This is a genomic window from Streptomyces sp. NPDC093109, from assembly GCF_040701725.1.
In the GTDB taxonomy this organism is placed as follows: domain Bacteria; phylum Actinomycetota; class Actinomycetes; order Streptomycetales; family Streptomycetaceae; genus Streptomyces.
On sequence record NZ_JBFBEZ010000109.1, the window covers coordinates 1 to 2,524 of the forward strand.

General features: G+C 68.8%; 1 protein-coding gene. It reads left to right on the plus strand.

The genetic code is table 11. The annotated features are described in order from the left end of the window. Window positions 1-123: 123 nt before the first annotated feature. On the plus strand, window positions 124-2,524 hold a 2,401-nt coding region (locus AB0389_RS37745), incomplete at its 3' end, for a hypothetical protein (protein ID WP_366400115.1).

Genomic DNA, 2,524 nt, shown 5'->3' on the forward strand with positions numbered 1-2,524 from the left:
GAGTCGTCCCGAGTCTCCCGGTTGCGGTCCGCGCAGGCCCGCCTCGACGAGGCTGAGCGGCAGGTGGCTGTGGCGACACGGCACCTTGCCGACGCCGGCCTGGACGTCACTCTCCGTGAACCCATGGCCCCCACCGGCTCCTCCGGCATCACCGCGGCGATGTCCGGGCTGACCCTGCGGCCGGGCACCGGTTCCAACCTGGCCTCTTTCCCCTCTCCCGAGCAGTGGAACGCTTCCCGGGGGGAGGTGGAATTGCGGGAGCGGGTTGCCGGGTTCTTGGGTGATGTGCCTGGTATGGCGGTGGTGGTGGATGATGCCGCCAACTTCGGGCATCAGGCTGCGGCGACGATGTTGATGGATTCGTTGACGGGGCTTGGTTATCGCGGTGATTTCACGGTGGTGGCCCCTGTTCAGGTGCGCGAGCGGCTTGCGAACCTGGTGTCCGATGCGTTGGGCCGGCGTATTCAGTGGGTGGAGGGTGAGTTTGACGTCGAACGGCCGGTTTCGGACGTGCGGGTGAGAGGCGGCCGTGGTCTGGCGGGTGACTCGCTGGTTCTTGTGGCGGCCAGTGACAAGCTGGACGCGGATGCGTCGACGGCTGAGGCGTTTCTGGATTTCGCCGGGACTGATCGCGCGGTGGTGCTGAAGCCGTATGCGTGGGGTGATTCCCACCGCATGTTGCTCTCGCGTGCGGGGCCGGGGGCTCCGGTGCGGGTGGGGGTGCTGGAAGCGCGGGACGTTCCGGCGGATTCGGGGTTCGAGCCGATCGCGGACAGTGCGTTGTTCCGGTTCGATGTGCCCCGGTTGACGGGTGCGGAGCTGCGGCAGGTGCTGGGCCAGGTTCCGGGCAGCCGTGGGGCGGGGTTGCAGGTACTCGCGCGGGCTGTGGAGAGCGGCCGGGTGGATGTGATGCCGGTGTACGGGCTGCACAATGTGGCGGTTCCGGGTCGGGCGTCGGCGGTGAACGCGTTGGCCGCGGGGGTGCGTCAGGCGAGGATCGGCAAGCCTGCGGTTGTGCTGGGTATCGGCGGCTTCTCGGTGGATTTCGCGCCGAGGTTCGCTGCTGATTGGCTGGTGCACGCGGATCTGGGTGCCGCGGACCTGGGCGGGCGGATCGCGGGGATGGGCCCCGGTCAGGTGATGATTCTCGACGGGGGTCGGCTGCCGCAGGATGTGTTCCGGCAGGTGTATCAGTGGGGGTCGTTGCCGGCGGTTCTGGAGGGGGCGAATACGGCCAACCTCGTGCAGTTGCTGGGCCGGCCGTTCTTCTCCGCGCTGACGCACCACACGCCGTACGACCGGCATGATCCGGACGTCGCGGATGGTTTGGAGAGGGTCACCGAGGCGATTGTCCAGCCGAGTCGGTGGGCTCAGGGTCTGGAGTCGGTGGGGGCGTGGGAGGAGGCTCAGCAGACGTGGACGGCGTTGGAGGTGCTGCGTGCCCTGCCTCCAGCGGATGACGGGTTGCTGCTGACGGCGGATGAGTTCCAGCGTCTGACGGATGCTCTTGAGGATCCGGGCGAGATCTCGGATGTGCTGGGCGATGGTCCCGAGGCGCAGGCGTTGTTGGCTTACGACGCCATGCAGCCGTGGAAGTACCGGCTCGGTCCGCCGGAGATGGTGATCTCCGCGGAGCAGCGTGGGCGTCTGCAGGGCCTGGTGCGTGAGCGCCGGGAGGAATTGCTGGCGGATGTGCGGAAGGCGACGGGGCACCTTTCCACCGCTCCGGTTCCCGGCCAAGTCAGTGTTATCGCGGATGCGGTCCGGGATTCCCTGCGTGAGGGCACCCGGTTGCACGAGTACTTCCGTGGCCTGGCCGCACAGGCTCACGACTGGCGCAACGACCAGGTCCTCCAGGCACTGTCGCACGTCCTGCCCGGTGCCCGGCCGGTGCCGGTCGCCTCGACGGCTGCTGGTTTGTGGAACGTGCCGAGGCCGCGGTCCGGTTGGGACACGGAGGTCACGCGGCGTGCCCTGGGCGAGAAGGGGCGTCCGCACACAGTTGCGTACTTCAACACCCCCGATTGGAAGTCTCGTAAGCGGCCGTATGAGCGGTTGCCGGAGCTCACGCACATGGTGGTGTGGGGTGAGGACGAGCAGGGCCGACCGGTCGGTGAGGTGCTGCTGGTGCCCGGTGGGCGGCCGGGGGAGCGGTTCTTCTTCGCCAGACATGGCCGTGCCGGCGGCCTGAGTGAGGCTGAGGGCCGGGAAACGGCCGCGAGCATGGCGGCCTGGGATTATTGGGAGCTGTATCTGCTGCCGTGCCATACCCCCGGCACGGCAGGCTCCCGGCCGGAGGTGGATCTCGGCGAGTGGGCCCGTGCGCACGGCAGGACGGTGCACGAGGTCCAAGGCCGGTCGGCGGTCACCGAGTCGTCGGACGAGCGGTTCGGCCCGGTGCTCTGGCACGTATGGCTGGACGGCAAGGGCAGTACGCCGGCCCTGCGCAGCCATCACCCCGACGGCACCGTCACCGAAACCTGGGCCGATACCGGCACCCGGGCACGGGGCACCGTCAGCCGCG